Origin of the sequence: Corynebacterium marquesiae (assembly GCF_030229635.1) — a bacterium.
Lineage (GTDB): Bacteria > Actinomycetota > Actinomycetes > Mycobacteriales > Mycobacteriaceae > Corynebacterium > Corynebacterium marquesiae.
This window is the reverse complement of sequence record NZ_JASPII010000001.1, coordinates 227,201-245,056: the sequence shown is the minus strand read 5'-3', so window position 1 is coordinate 245,056 and position 17,856 is coordinate 227,201. Positions and strand designations below refer to the sequence as shown.

Annotated in this window: 15 protein-coding genes; 9 read left to right on the top strand and 6 right to left on the bottom strand. The window is 60.4% G+C overall.

Annotated elements, in window-relative coordinates; translation table 11 throughout:
* The first annotated feature begins 35 nt into the window (after positions 1–35).
* Positions 36–1,253, top strand: coding sequence for a glucose-1-phosphate adenylyltransferase (glgC, locus tag QP971_RS01110; protein WP_284810598.1), 1,218 nt, complete (start codon positions 36–38; stop codon positions 1,251–1,253).
* On the opposite strand, the gene QP971_RS01105 is transcribed toward glgC, so the two are convergent.
* The gene (locus QP971_RS01105; protein WP_284786606.1) at positions 1,250–1,897 is read right to left on the bottom strand and encodes an O-methyltransferase; all 648 of its coding nucleotides are present in this window, start codon (positions 1,895–1,897) and stop codon (positions 1,250–1,252) included. The genes glgC and QP971_RS01105 overlap by 4 nt on opposite strands.
* Before the next feature lie 151 nt (positions 1,898–2,048).
* Here QP971_RS01105 and sigE point away from each other — a divergent pair, with 151 nt between their 5' ends.
* From sigE to QP971_RS01090, 3 genes are all read left to right on the top strand, one after another.
* Complete coding sequence (gene sigE / locus QP971_RS01100) at positions 2,049–2,678, top strand: RNA polymerase sigma factor SigE (protein ID WP_284810597.1); 630 nt, start codon at positions 2,049–2,051, stop codon at positions 2,676–2,678.
* A gap of 100 nt (positions 2,679–2,778) precedes the next feature.
* The gene (locus tag QP971_RS01095) at positions 2,779–3,228 is read left to right on the top strand and encodes an anti-sigma factor family protein (RefSeq protein ID WP_284810596.1); all 450 of its coding nucleotides are present in this window, start codon (positions 2,779–2,781) and stop codon (positions 3,226–3,228) included.
* Between the two features lie 23 nt (positions 3,229–3,251).
* Complete coding sequence (locus QP971_RS01090) at positions 3,252–3,806, top strand: twin-arginine translocase TatA/TatE family subunit (RefSeq protein ID WP_269953333.1); 555 nt, start codon at positions 3,252–3,254, stop codon at positions 3,804–3,806.
* Between the two features lie 4 nt (positions 3,807–3,810).
* Here QP971_RS01090 and QP971_RS01085 read toward each other — a convergent pair whose 3' ends face one another.
* Positions 3,811–4,941 (bottom strand): Mrp/NBP35 family ATP-binding protein, encoded by a 1,131-nt coding sequence (locus QP971_RS01085; RefSeq protein ID WP_198492846.1) that lies wholly within the window; start codon positions 4,939–4,941, stop codon positions 3,811–3,813.
* A gap of 105 nt (positions 4,942–5,046) precedes the next feature.
* Between QP971_RS01085 and QP971_RS01080 the strand changes: the two genes are divergently transcribed.
* Positions 5,047–5,787, top strand: a complete 741-nt coding sequence (locus QP971_RS01080; RefSeq protein WP_198492847.1) for a hypothetical protein — start codon at positions 5,047–5,049, stop codon at positions 5,785–5,787.
* A 429-nt stretch (positions 5,788–6,216) separates the two neighbouring features.
* Here the strand turns inward: QP971_RS01080 and QP971_RS01075 are convergent, their stop codons facing one another.
* On the bottom strand, positions 6,217–9,939 hold the full coding sequence (locus QP971_RS01075; RefSeq protein WP_431831066.1) for a multifunctional oxoglutarate decarboxylase/oxoglutarate dehydrogenase thiamine pyrophosphate-binding subunit/dihydrolipoyllysine-residue succinyltransferase subunit: 3,723 nt from the start codon (positions 9,937–9,939) through the stop codon (positions 6,217–6,219).
* 177 nt (positions 9,940–10,116) lie between these two features.
* Complete coding sequence (locus QP971_RS01070; protein WP_239277905.1) at positions 10,117–10,851, bottom strand: hypothetical protein; 735 nt, start codon at positions 10,849–10,851, stop codon at positions 10,117–10,119.
* 116 nt (positions 10,852–10,967) lie between these two features.
* On the opposite strand from QP971_RS01070, the gene QP971_RS01065 reads away from it, so the two are divergent.
* From QP971_RS01065 to QP971_RS01055, 3 genes are all read left to right on the top strand, one after another.
* Positions 10,968–12,671, top strand: coding sequence for a carboxylesterase/lipase family protein (locus QP971_RS01065; protein ID WP_284810592.1), 1,704 nt, complete (start codon positions 10,968–10,970; stop codon positions 12,669–12,671).
* 81 nt (positions 12,672–12,752) lie between these two features.
* On the top strand, positions 12,753–13,601 hold the full coding sequence (locus QP971_RS01060) for a DNA primase (RefSeq protein ID WP_284810591.1): 849 nt from the start codon (positions 12,753–12,755) through the stop codon (positions 13,599–13,601).
* Positions 13,602–13,775: 174 nt separating this feature from the next.
* Positions 13,776–14,618, top strand: a complete 843-nt coding sequence (locus QP971_RS01055) for a hypothetical protein (RefSeq protein WP_284810589.1) — start codon at positions 13,776–13,778, stop codon at positions 14,616–14,618.
* On the opposite strand, the gene QP971_RS01050 is transcribed toward QP971_RS01055, so the two are convergent.
* The gene (locus QP971_RS01050; RefSeq protein WP_284810587.1) at positions 14,615–15,196 is read right to left on the bottom strand and encodes a hypothetical protein; all 582 of its coding nucleotides are present in this window, start codon (positions 15,194–15,196) and stop codon (positions 14,615–14,617) included. The two genes, QP971_RS01055 and QP971_RS01050, sit on opposite strands and share 4 nt — an antisense overlap.
* Before the next feature lie 49 nt (positions 15,197–15,245).
* Between QP971_RS01050 and QP971_RS01045 the strand changes: the two genes are divergently transcribed.
* Positions 15,246–16,487, top strand: a complete 1,242-nt coding sequence (locus QP971_RS01045) for an MFS transporter (protein ID WP_284810585.1) — start codon at positions 15,246–15,248, stop codon at positions 16,485–16,487.
* 14 nt (positions 16,488–16,501) lie between these two features.
* Here QP971_RS01045 and QP971_RS01040 read toward each other — a convergent pair whose 3' ends face one another.
* On the bottom strand, positions 16,502–17,794 hold the full coding sequence (locus tag QP971_RS01040) for an Nramp family divalent metal transporter (protein ID WP_284810584.1): 1,293 nt from the start codon (positions 17,792–17,794) through the stop codon (positions 16,502–16,504).
* Between the last annotated feature and the right edge of the window lie 62 nt (positions 17,795–17,856).

Sequence of the window (17,856 nt, the reverse complement as noted above, 5' to 3'; positions counted from 1 at the left end):
TGCGAAATGTGGGATTTGGAGATAGGTTTGAAAACGTGAGAAGCCTGCCAAATGTCCTAGCCATTGTCCTTGCCGGCGGCGAGGGAAAGCGCCTTTTTCCCCTGACCGAAGACCGCGCCAAACCCGCCGTGCCTTTTGGCGGATCCTACCGCCTCATTGACTTTGTCCTGTCCAACCTGGTCAACGCCGGCTACCTCAAGATTGCGGTGTTGACCCAGTACAAATCCCACTCCTTGGACCGCCACATTTCCCAGGCGTGGAATTTGGCGGGGCCGACGCCGCAATACATTGCTTCGGTGCCTGCCCAGCAGCGCCGCGGTAAGCGTTGGTACAACGGCTCGGCGGATGCCATTGTGCAATCGCTCAACCTCATCTATGACGAAAAACCGGACTACGTCATTGTCTTCGGCGCGGACCACGTTTACCGCATGGATCCGGCGCAGATGGTAGAAGAACACATCGCCGCGGGACTGGATTGTTCGGTGGCCGGCATTCGTGTGCCGCGCGCGGAGGCAACGGCCTTTGGTTGCATCCAGGCCGATGGCATGGGAACCATCACGGAGTTCGTGGAAAAGCCTGCGGACCCACCGGCCACTCCGGATGACCCGAATATGAGCTATGCCTCGATGGGAAACTATGTCTTTACGGCGCAGGCGCTTATTGACGCCCTCTTGGAGGACGAAAAGAACGAGGACTCCGCCCACGATATGGGCGGCGATATTATCCCGTACTTTGTGAAGCGTGGGCAAGCGCATGTCTATGACTTCATGGCAAATGAGGTGCCGGGATCTACCGAACGCGATCACGGCTACTGGCGCGACGTGGGCACCATCGATTCCTTCTATGAAGCGCACATGGACATGATTTCGGTGCACCCGATCTTTAACCTCTATAACCAGAATTGGCCGATTCACTCCACGGATGACTCCAATTTCCCGCCGGCGAAGTTCGTGCAAAATGGCATCGCGCAATCCTCGATGGTGGCACCGGGCTGTATTGTTTCCGGCGGCACGGTGCGCAATTCCGTGCTGGCGTCCGATGTCCACGTGGCCGATGGCGCCACGGTTGAAGGATCGGTCATCCTGCCGGGCGTGCGCATCGGCCGTGGTGCGGTGGTACGCCGCGCGATCCTCGATAAGAACGTCGTCGTCAGCGATGGCGCAATTATCGGTGTGGACCGCGAGCGCGATGAGGAGCGCTTCAAGGTTTCTGACGGCGGCGTGGTTGTCGTCGGCAAAAACCAGAAGGTCTAGAGCTTCGTCACGAGCGTGACCCCGGAACCCAGCGGCAAGCGAGTGACGTTTGCGCCCTCGAGCTCGCGCAGGTACTCGTCTGCTTCGCGGGCGGCGGCGGTGTCGCGGTCGGTCCGGGAGACGTCGGCAAGCGTGCCATCGAGCAAAGAATTAGCCAAGACCAGGGTGCCGCCTTGGTGCAGCAGTGGCCACGCTGCCTTGATGATGGCGGGGAGCTCGAGCGCGGCGACGTCGGCGTAGATGACCTGGTAGGCATCGTTAGCCAGGCGGCCCATGACCTCGAGTGGGCGAGACGGCAGGAAGCGGCCGCGCGAAGGTGCATAGCCCGCCTCGCGGAAGGCGGTCTTGGCGCTGCGCTGGTGCTCAGCCTCGGGGTCGATGCAGGTCAAGATGCCATTATCGGGCATGCCGGCAAGCAGGTAGAGGCCTACCACATTGGCGGCTGGGGTGATCGCCACGGACTGGGGGCGTTCGGTAGAGCCGGCCGAGGCGGCTGTCAGCGTGGTGAGCAGCTGGCCCGTTGATTCATCTGGAACGGGCAGACCGTACTCATCGGCGTGGTCGCGCGCCCCACGCAGGGCCGCGGAGGGCTCGCTGGTGGTCTCGATATAGGAACGCAGTGCTTCATATGCGGTAGTAGTCACGTAATAAACCTTAGGGAAAAGTGTCCGCAAATGTGGCAAAAACGCGCCTAGCCAGCGAGGTTGTGGTGGGTGGGGATAATGTGACGGACTCACAGGAAATTATCAGCACTGTGGCTGGAGTTTCACTTTGAAGTGTAGAAAGATGACATGCATGACAACAACGAAGCGCGATGCCGAATCCCTTCAGCCCGCCACCCCTGAGGCGGAGTTGACCGGTACCGCAGCGTTCGATGCCGGCGAAGCCGACATGCCCGCCTGGGGTGACCTAGTGGCCGAACATGCCGATGGCGTCTACCGCTTGGCGTATCGCCTCTCCGGCAACCAGTACGATGCAGAGGACCTCACCCAGGAAACCTTCATGCGCGTCTTCCGCTCCCTGGATAAATACCAGGCCGGTACGTTTGAGGGTTGGCTGCACCGCATTACCACCAACCTCTTCTTGGACATGGTTCGCCATCGCTCCAAGATCCGCATGGAGGCCTTGCCGGAGGATTATGAACGCGTGCCCGGCACGGATATGACCCCGGAGCAGGCCTATACCGTGGCCAACCTGGACCCGGCGCTGCAATCCGCGCTCGATGGCCTGGCTCCCGATTTCCGCGTGGCCGTGGTGCTATGTGATGTCGTAGGTATGAGCTATGACGAGATTGCGGAGACCTTGGGCGTCAAGATGGGTACGGTGCGCTCCCGCATCCACCGTGGCCGCTCGCAGCTGCGTGCGGCACTTGAAAAAGAAGCGCAAACCAATGCGGAAACCCGCATGCTGTTGCGCACGCGTTAAACCACCGCGCGCTAAACTTTAAAGAAACTGCATAGTCCCCGCTACCGGCGGGGACTTTCCGTGTCACTGAAGGCCAAGCAACTACTGGAGGAGGGCGTTGATGGACTCGCTGCGGGGACGTCGAACCTTGTCCACGCTGAGCGTGCGCGGCGGATTCGATGCCGCCCAGGCCAAGGCCCGCGATAAGGCGAAGGCTAAGGCGCGGCGCAGCGATACCATCGGGCACCTTGGCCCGGAGGCTGTCGTTGCCTTCGTAGACGGGGAGATGGAGCCAAAATTCATGCATCGCGTGCGCATTCACTTGGTGCACTGCGCCGAGTGCCGGGCGGATGTTCACCAGCAGCGCCATGCCTCAGAGTGGGTTCGCCACTGCGCGGATTCCGCTAAAGTCAAGGCGCCGCAATCCTTGCTGGCAAAGCTCGCGGGCATTGCCACCGAAGGGGTGACGCCCGGGCCGGATGCGGCAACGCCTGCGCACCGGCCGCAGCAGGATTTCTTGGACAAGGTGGAAATGGTGGTTCGCGCAATCAGGCACAATCAGCGCGGCTAAGAGTGAGGGACTAGTATTTAACCGTGTTTTCTTCCATTGGTTGGCCCGAGATTTTCGTCATCGTGGTTTTGGGCATCATCGTCATTGGCCCGGAGCGCATGCCCGAGGTGATTAAGGATGTGCGCGCGGCCATTTACGCGGCCCGCAAGGCCATCAATAACGCCAAGGCGGAGCTCAACGGCGAGATGGGCTCGATTACCTCGGAATTCGATGATATCCGCGGCCCGCTCACCCAAGCTGCCCAGTGGACGCGCCTCGGCCCGAAAGGGGCAATTACCAAGGCGCTTTTCGATGGCGACGATTCCGCCTGGGACGATTTCAACCCCAAGAAAATGGCAGAAAACGTCAAGACCGCTACCGCTCCACAGGAGCCGGAGGAGCAGCCGCAGTCTCAACCGCAGCAGCAGCGCCCGAGCTTCGACTACTCCCAGATCTACGCTGAGCAGCCGCAGCCAGAGTCCCGGCCGCAGCAACGCACCGAAACCCCCAAGCCGACGGAGCAGCCCGCACCCGAGAAAAAGCCGCCACGAGGTGGGGAAGAATCCACCGGCGGCGGCATATGGGGCGATGTGACCTAAGGCATTAGTTCACGCCCAAGTTGAGGTTTTTACCCACCAGTGAATCGGAGCGGATGGCCAGCTTATCGGCCACCGCCTGGATCTGCTGGGCGGCGGGGGACTCGGGGGAATCGAGGACAATCGGCGTGCCGGCATCGCCACCGCTGCGCAAGGTGGGATCCAGTGGCACGGAAGCCAGCAGCGGCACCTCATGGCCCAAGATGACGCCTAGGCGATCGGCCACAATCTGTCCGCCGCCGGTGCCAAAGACATCCATGGTGGAGCCATCCGGCATCACCATGGCACCCATGTTTTCAATTACGCCGGCCACGCGCTGGCGGGTCTGCTGGGAGATGGAACCAGCGCGCTCTGCCACCTCGGCGGCCGCGGCCTGCGGGGTAGTGACAATGAGTAGCTCTGCATTGGGAATGAGCTGGGCTACGGACAGGGCGACGTCGCCAGTGCCCGGTGGCAGATCCAAAAGCAGGACGTCGAGGTCGCCCCAAAAAACGTCGGCCAGGAATTGCTGTAGCGCGCGGTGGAGCATGGGCCCGCGCCAGACCACCGGGGCATTGCCCTCCACAAACTGTCCGATGGAAATGTGCTTAATGCCATGGGAAATCGGCGGCAGCAGCATTTCATCATCGAGCACGGTCGGTCCGTCAGTGCAGCCCAAGAGGTTAGGAACGGAGTGGCCGTAAATATCGGCGTCCACAATGCCAACCTTGAGGCCCTTCTGGACCAGCGCCGCGGCCAGGTTTACGGTCATGGAGGATTTGCCTACTCCGCCCTTTCCGGAGGCTACCGCGAAAACGCGAGTGGTGGAATCCGGCTTTGCAAACGGGATTTCGGGCTCGGCTTGGCCGCCGCGGAGCTTCTTCTTGAGCTCGCGACGCTGTTCATCGCTCATGGCTTCCATCGTCACCGTGACGTTTCCAACGCCCTCAATATCCTCTACCGCAGCGCGGGTATTGGACTCAATGGTGGACTTCATGGGGCAGCCGGCGATGGTGAGGTAAATTTCCACGGCCACGTCATTACCGGTGACGGTAACGGACTTCACCATGTTGAGTTCAGTGATGGGGCGGCCAATTTCTGGGTCTTCGACGCGGGAGAGTGCCTCGCGTACGGCGGATTCAGTAATAACGCTAGACATAACCCTTGCCATCTTAGTCACGCCGCAACAGGAGGTAAACACACCCTCGGTGTAGAATCAGCTAGACGCTCACGCGCCGCCAACCAAAAGGAGAAGAGTATCGCCATGCGCAGCTTTGCCCGCCCGACTCGTGTCATTGCCGGTGTGGTGCTGTCCGCAACGCTGCTTTCCGGCTGTTCCTCCCAGCTCGATACCAACCCCTTTGCTAAGAACCCCCAGAGCGAGCCCATCGGCATTGTGGTCGATGCCAATAAGACCGACCAGCTGGTCCTCGCAGAGATCTACCGTCAGGAGCTGATGGGGCAGGGCCGCGAGGCGTCCATTGTGAAGGGAGACATCTTCCACGACACCAAGGGTGGGCGTTCCATGAACCCGGGTGGCAATTTCTATGTGGGTTGCACCGGCGCGTTCCTCAATATCCTCAACCCCGGTGAGGCGCGGGCTATTTCGAAGGACTACAAGAAGGCACAGAAAGCCTCTGAGCCCGGCGGCGAGGATTACTTGGCCCGTACCCACATTGCGCTCATGTCGAGCTTGCCCACGGATACCTCCACGGTTGAGCCTTCCGGTGCCAGTGGCTGCGAGGGTTCCGATCCCGAATTGCCAGAGAATTTCGTGGTGCTCTTTCAAGACGATCTCTTCGACCGCGAAGAGCGCCAGGCTGTGGCCTCGCTGACCAAGTTCATAACCCAAAAAGACCTCTCTGACATGGCCGAAGAGGTAGAAAACGACGACACCAGCGCGGAGAAGGTCGTGCGTTCCTGGATGAATTCCTCCGGCGGCGACATCGCCCATGAAGAGGGCGACTCCGATTCTTCCGGCGGATCGAATCTCACTGGTTCTTAATATTTGATCGTTGGCAACTCGGAGCTGCTGACGGTGGGTAAACCGGCAGGCCAACACCTCCACGGGAGTTGACCCCGCAAACTCAATTGTGACTCGATGTGGAGCAATTCTGAGCTTGTGAATACCGACGCGAATGCCTTTGCATTGCTGCCGGGTTTGAGCGACAAGCATCCGCGATACGATTGGACATATCGAGTAAGGCGCTAATTCTTAACCGCTCCCTTGGCGCTCATGGGAAAGCTCCCGCCAAGACAATAGTGTTGCGCTGGTGAGCGCGAAGGAATCGGAGATGAGAAAAACATGAGAGAGCAAGAACGCCGAAGGAGTGCTCTGGCAGAAGCAAGAGCAGAAGCTCTATAAATGCTGGCGTCGGCGTGAATAAACCCCAGTGAGGAGGTCCTCACTGGGGTTTATGCGGTGCAGAGGCGACTAGATGTCGAAGGCCTCTTCCAGCAGGTTCTTCTGCTCAATCTGGTGCACCTTGGCGTTACCGGTGGCAGTCGAGGACTGTGCGCGGCGGGAAACGCGAACCAGCTCCGGCATATCCGGAATCAGGGTGCGCAGGTGCTCGTTGTAGAACGGCCATGGGCCCTGGTTGGCCGGCTCGTCCTGAACGAAGCGGACCTGGGTGGCATTCGGGTAAGCCTCGAATGCCTCGCGCAGGCGGTTGAACGGAATCGGGTGGAGCATCTCCACGCGGACGATGGCGATGTCATCGCGGCCGTCGGCCTCGCGCTTCTTTTCCAGATCCCAGTACAACTTGCCGGAGACCAGCATGATGGTCTTGACCTTGTCGGTATCGCCGACCTTCTTGCCGTTGATATCAACGAAGTTCGGGTCATTGATAACGGACTGGAAGCGCTTGACCTCGGTGAAGTCTTCCACAGCAGAGGTGGCCGCCTTGTTGCGCAGCATGGACTTCGGGGTGAAGACGACCAGCGGGCGCTTCATCTCACCGAGGGCCTGACGGCGCAGCAGGTGGAAGTGGTTAGCCGGGGTGGAAGGCTGAGCCACGGTCATGGAACCCTCAGCGCACAGCTGCAGGTAGCGCTCGATGCGGGCGGAGGAGTGGTCCGGGCCCTGGCCCTCGTAGCCGTGTGGCAGGAGGAGCACCAGGCTGGACAGCTGTCCCCACTTGGCCTCACCGGAGGAGATGTACTCGTCAATGATGGTCTGGGCGCCGTTCGCGAAGTCACCGAACTGTGCTTCCCAGGCCACAAGGGCGTCTGGGTTGCCCACGGTGTAGCCGTACTCGAAGCCCATGCCGGCGTACTCGGTGAGCGCGGAGTTGTAAACCATGAACTTGCCGCCGTTGCCCTTGGAGGTGGCGACCGCGTGCATCGGGTTGTACTCGTTGCCGTTGCGCGGGTCGAAGGTGACGGCGTGGCGCTGGGTGAAGGTGCCGCGACGGGAATCCTCGCCAGCCAGGCGGACAACCTTGCCTTCGCCGGCCAGGGAACCGAAGGCGATGAGCTCGCCCCAGCCCCAGTCGATGCCGCCCTCACGGGAGGACTTCTCGCGCTCCTTGGCTACCTTGCCCACGCGCTTGTGGTACTCGAAGTCCTCTGGTGGGTTGCCATAAGCGGCACCCAGCTCGGCGAGTTCCTCGGCGGTGATGGAGGTATCCAGGCCGCGGGTGAGCTCCTGGGAGGAAGTGATGCCGGTCTGCTCCTTCGGGCGAGCCTTGCCGGCTTCCTTGTGCTCGGTAAAGACGGATTCCATCTGGTCGTGGAAGTCGCGTGCGGCTGCCTCGGCGTCCTCAGCGGAAAGGTCACCACGGCCGATGAGGTCGTTGGTGTAGTGCTCGCGCACTGCCTTGTGCTCGTCGATGACGGAGTAGAGCTCCGGCTGGGTCATGGACGGGTCATCGGCCTCGTTGTGACCGCGCAGGCGGTAGACCATGAGGTCAATGAAGACGTCCTTGCCAAACTGGCGGCGGTACTCGGCTGCCATTTGACCAACCCAGACAACTGCCTCCGGGTCATCGCCGTTGACGTGGAAGACCGGGCAGTCGAAGCCCTTGGCCAGGTCGGTGGCGTAGTGGGTGGAGCGACCGGAGTCCGGGGTGGTGGTGAAGCCCACCTGGTTGTTGACCACGATGTGGACGGTGCCGCCGTTGGTATAACCGCGCAGCTGGGACAGGTTGATGGTCTCCTGAACAATGCCCAGGCCGGTGAAGGAAGCATCACCGTGGAGCATGACCGGAACAACGGTGTGGCCCTCTGGGCCCTTGTCCAAGATGTCCTGCTTAGCGCGGGCGATGCCCTCCATGACCGGATCCACGGCCTCGAGGTGGGATGGGTTGGCGGCAAGGGTGACCTTGATTTCGCCATCGCCAAACATCTGCAGGTGATGGCCCTCGGAGCCCAGGTGGTACTTCACGTCACCGGAGCCGCCGAGCTGGCCGCCCTTGTAATTGCCGTCGAACTCGCCGAAGATATCGGCCAGTGGCTTGCCCACGATATTGAACAAGACGTTCAGGCGGCCGCGGTGCGGCATGCCGATGACGACCTCGTCCAAATCCTGGCCGGCGGCGGTATCAATGATGGAGTCCAGCAGCGGGATGAGGGTCTCGGCGCCCTCGAGGGAGAAGCGCTTCTGGCCCACGTACTTGGTTTGCAGGAAGTTCTCGAATGCTTCGGCGGCATTGACCTTCTGCAGGATGTACTTCTGCTCCGCGTTGGTCGGCTTCGGCATACCCGCCTCTAGGCGATCCTGCAGCCAGCCGCGCTCATCGCGGTCCAGGATGTGGGTGTATTCGGAGCCAACCTTCAGGGTGTAGGCGGCGCGCAGGCGAGAGAGCACCTCGCGCAAGGTCATCTGCTCCTTGCCGCCAAAGCCACCGACGTTGAAGGTGCGGTCCAGATCCCAGATGGTCAGGCCGTGGGTCGCGATGTCGAGGTCGCGGTGGTCCGGGTTAGGCAGGCCCGGCTGTACCCAGCCCAGCGGGTTGGTATCGGCCAGCAGGTGGCCGCGGGAGCGGTAGGACTCGATGAGCTGCATGACGCGGGTGTTCTTGTCCACGCCGGAGTTCGGCACGTCCTGTGCCCAACGGAACGGCTCATAAGGCACGCCCATGGAGGAGAAGAGGTCGTCCCAAAAGGCGCCGTCGACAAGCAGCTGGCCAATGGTGCGCAAGAATTCGCCGGACTCTGCACCCTGGATGACGCGGTGATCATAGGTGGAGGTCAGGGTAACCAGGCGGCCGACGCCCAGGTCCGCCAAGCGGTCCGCGGAAGCACCGGCAAACTCGGCCGGGTAATCCATGGAGCCCACGCCGATGATGGAGCCGGCGCCCTTAGTCAGGCGGGCGATGGAGTGGCGGGTGCCAATGCCGCCTGGGTTGGTGAGGTTAATGGTCACACCAGAGAAGTCGTCCATGGTGAGCTTGTTCTTGCGAGAACGGGTAACGATGTCCTCGTAGGCCTCAACAAACTCGGAGAAGGACTTAGTCTCGCACTCCTTGATGGCGGCGACGACCAACGCGCGGGAGCCATCCTTCTGCGGCAGGTCAATGGCCAGGCCCAGGTTAATGTGCTCCGGCTGGATGACATAAGGCTTGCCATCCTTTTCCTCGTAGCGCACGTTCATATCTGGGTGCAGCTGTACGGCTTTAACCATGGCGTAGCCGATGATGTGGGTAAAGGAGATCTTGCCACCGCGGGTGCGCTTGAGGTGGTCATTGATCATGGAGCGGTTTTCCCACATGAGCTTGACCGGCATATCGCGCACGGTGGTAGCGGTAGGAATCTCCAGGGATTCTTCCATGTTCTTCGCAATGGCCTTGAACATGCCCTTGAGCTGGCGCTCGTCGCCGCCCTTGTAGTCGTCGATGCGGTCGAGCGGGGACTCGGACTTCTTCACGGACTGCTTGGCCTTAGCGGACTTTTCCTGCGCCTTGGCCACGGACTTATCCACGTTGGTCTCGCGGACCTCCTGCTTGCGGGCGGTAGTAGTACCCTCAGTCTTCTTCGCGGCAGGCTTAGACGGCTTCTTCGGGGCTTCCTTGGCAGGTGCCTCAGACTTAGGCGCGCCGTTTGCCTCGAAGTAGTCGCGCCACTCCTTATCTACGGAGCTAGGGTCCTTGGAGTACTGCTGGAACTGCTCGTCTATCAGCCACGCATTGGGGCCGAAGATATTCGATGTGCTCACGGCAGGTATTCGCCTCATTTCTCTGCTTTAAAATGGTCGTTTATTCGACTTTAGTGCGGCCTTTGCACGAGCGCATGCGTCACTCGCCAAAGAGTCTGCCTACATGATACGGGTCATACCCCTAAACTCACTATGTTAGGGGTATCAATAGCCCCACTTAACGGTTCCCGGCTACCCCTAGGCTTGGGTGAGGGGAGAAAGCTGCTCGCCGGCATGCTCGATGACCTGCTTGGCCAACTTGCGGTTGGCGGTGGTGCCCAGCACGGCGCCGATGCCCATGGGCATGAGCTTGCTGATCCACGCCCACTTCAGGCGCTTGGTGATTTGCTTGGTAAAAAGCTTGGTCAAGCGGCCGTTGATGCCAGACAGCGTCGGGCCGGAGAAGCGGGAGAGGCTAGCGGCCGAGCGCATGCCCGCCACGCTATTGAGATCGCCCACAAAGGTATCCACCAAAGCGGAGCCCTTCGAACCGGTCAGCACCACAAGTACAAGGGCGCGGCGGCGCTCGGGGGACTTGATGTCATCGCCACGCAGGTAGGCCGAAGCCAAGATGTACCACGCGGCCGCCTCCAAGAAGACCACGGATTCGCCGGCGATGGTAGCTGTGCCGGTTACCAAACCGACACCAGGGATGGCAGCGGAAGCACCGGCGGCCGCACCGGTGCCGGAGGTGATATTGAGGAAGTGCTTGTCAATGAGCTCCTGCAGCTGCTGCGGGCTCGCGTCTTTATTGCGCTTCTTTAAGTTCTCGACGTACTTGATAATGACGCCGGACTGCACGGCCACTGCGCGGTCCAAGGAATTGAGGAGCGCGGAGGTAAAACGGTTGGTATCTTCCGGATCGATGTCATAGGTATCGATGGTGTCGACCTCGGCGGAGTTGTCCTTTTTGTCTTTAGTAAAGAAACCCATGTGTCCTTCTCTTTTGCTAAAACTTATCTGCGCCCAGCATAGTAAAGGCTCTATTTATGCGCCGCCGCGCCGCTTTGAGATCGCCGAGGGCGTGCAAGCAACCTAAGCTAGTGAGTATGGTTACGCCGCACGAGAACAACCGCGATTCCGGGGGTTTCCCTCTGGAAGAGTCTTCCGCGGCGGCGCGCCTGAAAGCGGAGCAGGCCCACGAACGCGCCCGCCGCGCGCACGAAGAGGCCCAAAACGCCCTGGCCGATGAGCTCACCGTCCGCACTACCTCCGGGTGGGTGCGCGGCGTTATAGAGGAGGACCTGCGCACCGATCGCCCCATTAGCGCCGGTCCGGTGCTCACTTGGCGCGGCATCCCCTTCGGCGATACCACCGCCGGGGACAACCGCTTCCGCGCCCCGCAGCCCGCACCGGCTTGGGATGGCGTGCGTGATTGCAGCCAGTTCGGACCACCGGCCCCGCAGCCCACGTATTCCTGGACCGACCGCATTATCGGCTCCGAGAACTGCCTGCACCTCGACATCGTGCGCCCGCGCACCGAAGAGAAGCTTCCCGTGGTGGTCTACCTGCACGGAGGCAGCTTCATTATGGGCTCGTCCCATATGCTCATGCTCCGCGGCTTTGAGCTCGCCACTCGCATGGACGTGGTCTACGTATCCATTAACTTTCGCCTCAACTCCCTGGGCTATTTGGATTTGCGCAGCCTGGGCGGCGACTGCAGCGCTAACCCGGCGGTGGCCGATCAGATCCTGGCGTTGCAGTGGGTGCGCGACAATATCGCGGCCTTTGGCGGCGATCCTGATTCCGTCACCCTCATGGGCGAATCGGCCGGCGGCGCGGCGGTTCTCACCCTTATGACGAGCCCGGCCGCGGAGGGACTCTTTCACCGCGCCATTGCCCAGTCCCCGCCGATTGCGATGATCCATTCCCGCGCCCAGTCCACCTTGTGGGCGCGCGAGCTGGTCCACCGCATGGCCTTGCCCCGGCGCACCTCGGTGGAGGACCTGCGCCAGGAGAACTTTGCCGATCTGGTGCGCTCGGGTCAATCCATGATGTGGCGGGCCGGCGAGCTCATTCACCTCAATTCCTGCTACGCGCCCACGGTGGATGATGAGCTCATTCCGGAACACCCCATCGCCGCCTTTGAAAACGGGCATCAGCACCAGATTCCGCTGCTCATCGGCACGAACTCGGACGAGGCTAGTTTTGGCAAATTCCTCTTCCAGCGCCAAAGCTCCCGCGAGCGCGCCGCCTTGCGCCTTCTGGCTTCCTTCGATCCCCAGCACGCCCCCGAGGTCGTGGCCGCCTATGACGGCGCGGTGGCCCGGGAGGACTTTGCGCACCTGCTTGCCGACGCCCTCTTTTGGGCACCCTCCACCCGCATCGCCACCGCCCATGCGCAGGCGGCACCAACGTGGATGTATCGCTTCGACTTCGCCTCTGCCGTGCTCAAGTGGCTGGGCCTAGGAGCCATGCATTCGATGGAGCTGGGCAATGTCTTCGGTGACCCCTATTCCTCGCGCGCGTCTTTCCTTACCAATTGGGGCTCGCGTGCGGAGATGGAAGAACTTACCGCCACCATGCAGCAACACTGGTCTGCCTTCATCCATGGCGGCCGCCCGGAGATGAGCTGGCCGCGCTACGGGTCCACTCAGCGCGCCACCATGATCTTCGATGCCGAGGCCTATATTGAGCACGCGCCGCACGAGCTCAAGCGGCAAGCCTGGGAGGGATACCATATGTTGGAGTGGGGAAGTGGGCGCCCGGAGCTGGTGAGATCCTTGGGCTTCCAACCATCCGGGTGGGAATAACGGTAGACTCCACAGTGACCGCGGGCGGCGGCTTGCCTACCGTGGGAACCTCTGCTTCCGAAGGATGGATTTTAAACCACCATGAGCTTTTTCGAAGATATTGCTTCTGCATTGGATGCCGAGGGCATCGAGTCCCGCGTCAATGATGACGTCATGTTCGTTCCAATCACCTCTGATCTGGAAATCCAATTTATTGAAATCGATCCGCTTCTCCCCGCCGCGAACGTCTACATTGCCGCGGCGGATGTTGATGAAGACGATGAAGAATTCGAGGCAGTCCTTGTCTCCGTCGCCTTCTCTGTAGATGATGCCGTGGAGGCGGTGTCCCGCCACATCGCCACCGACCAGGTGGTCACCGTCCTGCGTGACCTGCTGGAGGGCACCGATGAGCGCATCGCGGAACTAGAATTTGCCCAAGATGAGCTCAACCCGCACCTCGTCGTGGCTGAAGTGGCCAACGACTCGGAGCTGCGCGTGCTCGTGGAAACCATTGACGGCGTCCCGTCCGCCATCGTCCGCTTCCTCGCCTTTGACTTCGACGAAGACGATCTCGATGACATGGAGGATGAGGCAGTCGCCCTCGCCTGGGAAGTGGACGAAGAGGATGAGGACCTCGACGAGGCTGACCGCCTTGCCCTCTTTGATAACGCCGAGTTTGATGACGTTCCCATCGTGGAGGTTCCCGCCGAGGCCCTCGAGCTTGGCACCTACACCGACTTCGATCGCCTCTTTGATGTCCTAGGCCTCGTCTCCGAGCAGGCCCTGGACTGGGAAGCACAGCTCGTTTCCTTCGATGACGAAGACTACGAAGAGCCCGATGTCTACGATATCTTCGGCGAAGACGACGAGGACGATGACGGGGATTACCTGGACGGCGACGATGCCGACCTGGATGATGAATCCGACGCCCCCGAAGCCGACGAGAAGTAATCCCGGCCTTCCGAAAGCCCAGCCCCGCCGCCTTCCGCGGTCAGGCTGGGTCTTTCCCGTTTTAGAGGCCCTTTTGTGTTGCTACTTTTGCGCGCCGCCAATTAGGCTTTAGGGCAATCCCAGCGTGCAGCTGGGAATCCGCCCTGAACCAAGCCGTGTGAGGAGGAGAAGACCATGGCAATGACCCGCGATACCACGTGGCGCTACGTCCTTGTTGTAGTAGCCGTGGCACTCTCGCTCGCCGCGTGGTTTTGTACCGTCCTTGGGGTGTACTCCACGGTAAATGTGACTTTCGAGTCCTACCTGACCGCCAGCGTCTGGGTCCTCCTCCTGGTGGCCGCGGTGCTGCTATATACCTCGCAGTATGAGTTGGTGCCTAACTGCATCCTCCTGTATCCCATCTTCGGTGCCTCCATCAACCTGCTATTGGGCTCGATGATGGTGCGCTCGCAGGTGCCGATGTTCTTTGACACCGTCGGCACCGCCATCATCGCCATCATCGCCGGTCCCGTGCTCGGCATGGCCACGGGGCTTACCACCACCGTATTGGGTGGAGTGTACTTTGCCTATGATCTCGCCTTTGCGCCCGTGGGTATCTTTATCGGTGCCGCAGTAGGCCTGCTGGCTCGCCGCGGGGTATTCAACAAACTGTCGTGGATTATTTTCTCCGGCCTCGGAATGGGCATCGGCTCCGGCGTGATGAGCGTGTACGTGCTCATCTTTTCCTTCAGCGGACGACCGCGCAAGGGGCCACATAACCTCACTAAGTTTTATGAGATGATCTTCCAAGACGAGCGCCTGGCCATCATCTTGCAGGGACTTACCACGGACATTTTGGATAAAGTCTTTACCGTCCTCATTGCCTGCTTGGTCCTGCGCTTTATGCCAAAGGCAATCGCCCGGCACTACACGGTGACTTTCAACCACGAGGTGATGAGGAAGGTGCTGCATGCGCCTGACCCGCATGCAGGGCCAGACGCATCTGCGCAGTCAACAAAACAGCGAGCGACCGTCTAGGCGGCTTGGCTGAAGCCGGCGAAAAGTGACTCGGGGGAGTGGACCGGCTGATAGGAGCTATCCACGAGCCACACATAAGTGGCATTCGGGCCGCGGGAGACCTCGTGGACTGCACCAACCATCTCTGCCGGCACGAGCGTGCGTATCCAGCCCTCGGCCACAGCCGGATCTACCGGCTGACCAAAGTTCTCGGTAATGCGGATGGTAATCAGATACGCCGGAATACGGTCTTGCCCAAAGCCACGCACGCGGGCCTTCACGCGCGCACCCACGCGGTGGCGGGTGATGCTCATGCAATACTCTCCGCCCGGTCCACCGGCGGGCGTCGGCAGTTGCTTTATCGGTGGGCGCCAGGTGGGAGTAGGGCGCGCCAGGGAGCGTGGGTGGTGCATGATGGCGGCGATGGAATTGATGGTGTCATATTCGTGGTAGAGCAAGTCCGCCGCAATCTCGGAAGCGGACTGGGGCAGGTTCATTGCGGTGGGCTGGGGAAACTTCTTTTGTACGTTGTGCATGGCCATCACACTAGAGCCCAGCGTGGACATCAACCCACCAAAAGCAAACAGCTGTTCGAACATGAACTGCAAATGGCTTTCCCTGACGCCAAGGATTAGAGTTGCAGCCGATATGATGAATACACGCAGTGGGGAAGTAGAACACGGGGAAGCGCCAAAGATCCCGCGCGAAATCTGGGTCATGGTTACCGCCGCCTTTATTATCGCTTTGGGCTACGGCCTCATCGCCCCGCTGCTTCCGCAGTTCGTGGTGAGTTTCGATGTCTCCATGGCTGCCGCGGGCCTTGTGGTCTCCATCTTCGCCGCCTCGCGCCTGATCTTCGCGCCCATGTCCGGATCGCTTGTGGATCGCGTCGGCTCGCGCCGCGTCTACCTCATCGGGCTTATGACCGTCGCGGTGACCACGGGCCTAGTCTCCATTGCGCAAAGCTACTGGCACATCGTGGCCCTGCGTGCCCTGGCCGGCATTGGCTCGACCATGTTCACTGTCTCCGCCATGGGCCTTATCGTGCGCATGTCCCCACCGACGATTCGCGGCAAGTGCTCTGCCACCTACGCCACTGCCTTCCTGCTCGGTAACGTCGCCGGCCCAGTTCTTGGTGCCAGCCTGTCCTTCCTGGGGTTCCGCTGGCCTTTTTTCATCTACGGCGTGGGCGTGGCGCTGGCCGCGTTCGTCGTCTGGTGGCAAATGCCTCGCGTGAACCATAAACAAGCCAGCAAGGATAAGCTGCCACCCATGCGCTTGCAGGAGGCCTGGGGCGATACTGCCTACCGCGCGGTGCTGACCTCCAACTTTGCCCATAGCTGGATCAATATGGGTGTGCGCGTATCCGTCCTGCCGCTTTTTGCGGCCTCCATCTTCCACAATGGCGCGGCCGCCTCCGGCCTGGCACTCGCAGTCTTTGCGGCCGGCAACGCCATTGTGTTGCAGTTCTCTGGCAAGTGGTCCGATATCCACGGCCGCAAGCCACTTATCCTCATCGGCCTCCTTGGCTCCGCCATCTTCATGGTGCTCATGGGCATGGCTACCAGCGTGTGGTTCCTCCTGCTCGTCTCTGCCTTTGCCGGCGCCTCTTCCGGGCTAATCAACCCCTCCCAGCAGGCCGCGGTGGGTGACATCGTGGGAAATGATCGCTCCGGCGGCAAGGTGCTATCCACCTTCCAGATGGCCGGAGACTTCGGTCAAATCTTGGGTCCCATGCTCATTGGTCTGCTTGCCGACGCCTCCGGCTTCCCCCTCGCCTTCACCGTCTGCGGCGCCATCGCCTTCATCGGCATCATTGCCTGGGCATTCGGCCGCGACCCGCACGCAGGGGTGGGGAACAAGCCCAAGCGAGTGCCGCAGGGGAAGTAGGCACTTATTCTCGGCTAGAGAATTTCAGCCAATTGGGAAACGCATAGATAAACGAAGGCAACGGAGATTACCGCCATCAACGTGTTGACGATCCAACCGTTTCTCCATTGCTTTGGGGTGTGTTTGGTATTGAGTAGGACCAAAAGCGTAAGGCCTAAGAACGGCATAAACAAAGCGCCCAGGACTCCGTAGGCGATGATAAGGCCGGTTGGCTTTCCGAGGAGCAAAAGCAGCATTGGTGGGAAGGTTAGCCAGATGAGGTAAGCGCGGTAGTACTTTCCACCAGTACTGGTTCGGGGATCGCCTTGCGGGATCTTTTTGAGGTGACCTATGTAGTCGGCAAACATCAGGGATACACCGTTCCAAACACCAAGGCAGGAAGAGAACGCGGCGGAGAAGAACCCGACGATGAACAACTTAGACATGAACGTTCCGTAGCGGTCCTCGAGAACGTCTGCCATATCAACGAGCCCCTGATCATTATCGGAGACCGCGACGTTGGCGCTGTAGAGTAGTTCGGCACCCAGTGCGAGTGTGGCCAAGACAAAAATTCCGGTAACAGCGTAAGCCACCGCATTGTCCATGCGCATGACCTGCATCCATTTCGGTGTGTACCATTCCTTTTCTCTCAGCCAGTAGCCATAAGCGGCAAGCGTGATTGTGCCGCCCACTCCGCCGGCGATGGACAACACGTAGACGAAGGAGCCATCCGGAATCTGCGGTACCAAACCGCCGATGACTTCGGGAAGATTCGGGGCTGTAATGGCTGCTATACCCACCACGGTGACAAACATGATTCCGACCAAGATGGCTGATAGCTTCTCAAAAAGCTGATACCGCCCAAGCCAAGTTAGAGTAAAGCAGGATATTCCGGCAATAATGGCCCACATTTCTAGGCTGGTTCCTGGGAAAAGGGCGCTGAGGGCGAGGCCAGCGCCGGACATCGATGCGGCACCGTAGACAAGGCCCCAAATAACGATATAAGGGGCAAAATACCAGGAAGTCCACCGTCCCAACTCGCGCCAGCCATGGAACATGGTGTTTCCGGTAGCAAGGCTATACCGCCCGACACCTTCGACCAGCACAATTTTCATTATTGTTCCGATAATGACCGCCCACAGGAGAGCGTAGCCATAGCGTTGACCGGCAATCATGGTGGCAACTAGGTCGGCTGCGCCGACACCCGTCGCTGCCGCAACTAGCCCCGGACCGATCAGGGTCCATTTCACTCTTGTCTGGTCGGTTGATTCTGTGTCGTGCTTGCCCCCTGCAGGCCGGGCGGAACTCGATTCGCTGGTCTGGTTCATAGCACCCTCTCGATTCATTGTGTTTCTAATCACTATAGGGAGAGTGCTGCCTAGTATCAGGA